At 47.5% G+C, this 2792-nt stretch carries 3 protein-coding genes; all 3 read left to right on the top strand.

Annotated elements, in window-relative coordinates; all coding sequences use genetic code 11:
• Positions 1-179 precede the first annotated feature (179 nt).
• Entirely contained in the window at positions 180-1556 is a 1377-nt protein-coding gene (locus tag GX117_04135) for an MBL fold metallo-hydrolase (protein NLO32532.1), read from the top strand.
• A gap of 2 nt (positions 1557-1558) precedes the next feature.
• Positions 1559-2539 carry a lysophospholipid acyltransferase family protein gene (locus tag GX117_04130; protein ID NLO32531.1) on the top strand — a complete coding sequence of 327 codons (981 nt, stop codon included), beginning with the start codon at positions 1559-1561 and terminating at the stop codon, positions 2537-2539.
• Between the two features lie 8 nt (positions 2540-2547).
• On the top strand, positions 2548-2792 hold a 245-nt coding region (locus GX117_04125), incomplete at its 3' end, for a type I 3-dehydroquinate dehydratase (protein ID NLO32530.1).

Here is a 2792-nt window from a genome sequence, read left to right as displayed (position 1 = left end):
TCATCTCGTGTAAAATGGTGGTGGGACATTATGGACTCCTTCGGGTGTTTGGTTAGAACTATTGTACCGAAGATCTCTGTGATGTCCTCTTTTTTTGCACCCGTTGCATTTCAACCTTGAATCCGCCCATTGATCATGAGATTGAATGATTCATAAGTATCAAGGTAGAATATAATACGATGAACTCATATAGTAATATCAATTTTTCTGTGCTCGGCGGCGGCGGAGAAGTTGGAGCAAATTGTTTTGAACTCTCCTTCAATGGTTCACGCATATTGCTGGATTGCGGCACGCATCCTAAAAAAGAAGGAAAAGAGTGCCTGCCCGCTTTCGATCTGCTACGTCAGCCGCCGGATGCCTATCTGATTACTCACGGTCATATTGATCATTGTGGGGCTATACCTGTATTGTGCAAACATTTCCCCGGCGTCAATGGATACGGAACTTTGCCGACGCGGTACATTGTGGATCGGATGCTGCACAATAGCGTTGTGGTCATGGAATTATTGGCGCGAGAACGCAATATTTACGATTACCCTCTTTTTGACCATGAAGATGTTGATTATGCCATGCGCTTCTTTGGCGCACGTATTTTTAACCAATCCTTCAGACCTATTGACAATGCCAATGTGAATGTGACTTTTTTGAATGCCGGTCATGTACTCGGCGGCGCGAGTATTTTAATTGAAATTGATTCGCACCGATTGTTTTATACGGGGGATATATCTACGACGCGCCAATTGCTCATGGGCGGGTGTGCCTTTCCCAAGGACATTTCGAAAGTCGATACGTTGATAATTGAGTCCACGCAAGGCGCTACCTGTGATGCTAAAAAACTTTCTTACGAAGAAGAAGCCGACCGTCTCGCTGATCATATGCGAAATGTTTTAGACCGTGGAGGCACGGTGCTGCTGCCCAGTTTTGCTCTTGGCCGCACCCAGGAAATGATCAATATTGTTTTGCAATTGCAGGAAATAGGCTCAATTCCTTTCACGCCTATTTACACGGTTGGTTTGGGTCGGGCTGTTTACGAGATTTACGATAAGTTCAGTGATTACCTGCACCCGGAAGCCTATTTGCGGCCTTTGTCGCGCACCCATCGGCTTGGAAATATTTGGAACAAAGATTTTGTCGAAGGTTTGCTTCATCGGCCTTCTGTAATTATCGCCACATCCGGCATGATGATGGAGAACACGCCTTCCGCCATGTTGGCGCAGGCTATGGTAAAGCATAGCCATCACGGCATATTTTTTGTTGGCTATCTGGATCCCGACACACTCGGCTATAAATTATTACACGCTTCTCCCGGCGATGCGTTTCAATTCGAGTTGGATCGCGACCCTGTAGAACTTCGATTAACAGATATCGACCAATTTCATTTCAGTGCCCATGCTTCACGTTCAGAGTTGCAAAAAGTAATTCAAGATCTATCGCCCCAACAAATTATCTATGTCCACGGTGATCCCGACGCCTTATCTTGGATGCAAGAGAACTCCGGTAGTGGTGTCCGCAGCTTTGTTCCCGATACAGGCGATACTATTTCTTTAGGAAGCTAATCATGGCCTCCGTTGCCCGTTCTTTCATCCATCAGCTTCTGTTCGTGCCTGTCCTGTTCTTTTATGGCCTGACGCGTTTCATGCCATTGTCTTGGTCACGGCGCTTAGGCGCAGCCTTTGGCACCCTCGCTTATTGGGTTGTCCCCAAGGTTAAAAAAACAGGCTTGGCAAATATCGATCTTATTTACGGCCCGCGCTTGTTGCCGGAAGAAAAAAAACAACTCTTGCACCGCTCTGTCCAAAATCTTGGAATTGTCGCTGCTGAATTCTCACACCAACCCAAATTATTCCGCGGCGATTTGAATAAACAAGTGGTCATCGAAGGACTTGAGCATATTGATCCTGACAAAGGCTGCATCATTCTGGGCGCTCATCATGGGAACTGGGAATGGATGCTCCTTGCCAGCCGTACTATGGGCAAGCCTGTCGCTGCTATTGTCCGAGAATTTAAAGATGCGCGCATGGACAGACTCGTCAGCCGTGTTCGTCAATCTTGCGATATTACGTTGATTACAAAAGATAATGCGTTGAATACAGCCTTATCTTTTCTGAGAGATGGCGGCGTGGTTGGATTGTTAGCGGATCAAAATCCGCGACAAAATGCGGTGCCCGCCAGATTTTACGGTCAAGAAACTTGGGCAACCATCGGTCCTGCTTTATTTGCGCTGTGCGCAAAAGTGCCTATTCATCCCGTTGCAATGATCAGACAGGCAAACGGAAGCTATAGGTGTACATTTTATCCCGCCTTGGAGTTGCAGCTCAGCGGTGATCTTTGGCAAGACTTGCGTGAGAACACGCAACGCTGTCAGAACGCCTTGGAAAAAATTATTCGTCCTCATTCCGACCAATGGCTGTGGCTGCATCGACGTTGGAAGCCCCGTAAAAGATTAGCGGAAGAATGGAAGCAAAAAGAGGCGAAATATGAGGCGCGCCGCCATCGAAAGACACAGCCAATTGAAAAAGAAGCGGGCACTCAGGAATAGGAGCATCTATGATTTCCATAGGATCTTGTAAACTCGGCGCACATCCCTGTTTGGCAGTCGCCATAGATGACCGAGAAAAACGCAGTCATCTGAATGATGCCACGACTGCCGGCGCCCATATGATTGAATTACGCATCGACCGATTTTCAAAGCGGTCTACCGACCACGTTCTTTCCGAGTTGAAAAAATATCGCGGCATCCCGCGCATTGCCACCGTACGCGGTCATGAAGAAGGCGGCGCATGGAACGGGAC

The organism is Candidatus Hydrogenedentota bacterium, assembly GCA_012523015.1.
In the GTDB taxonomy this organism is placed as follows: domain Bacteria; phylum Hydrogenedentota; class Hydrogenedentia; order Hydrogenedentales; family CAITNO01; genus JAAYBJ01.
Note: the sequence above shows the minus strand (reverse complement) of the source record. Positions and strands in the feature narration are given on the sequence as shown.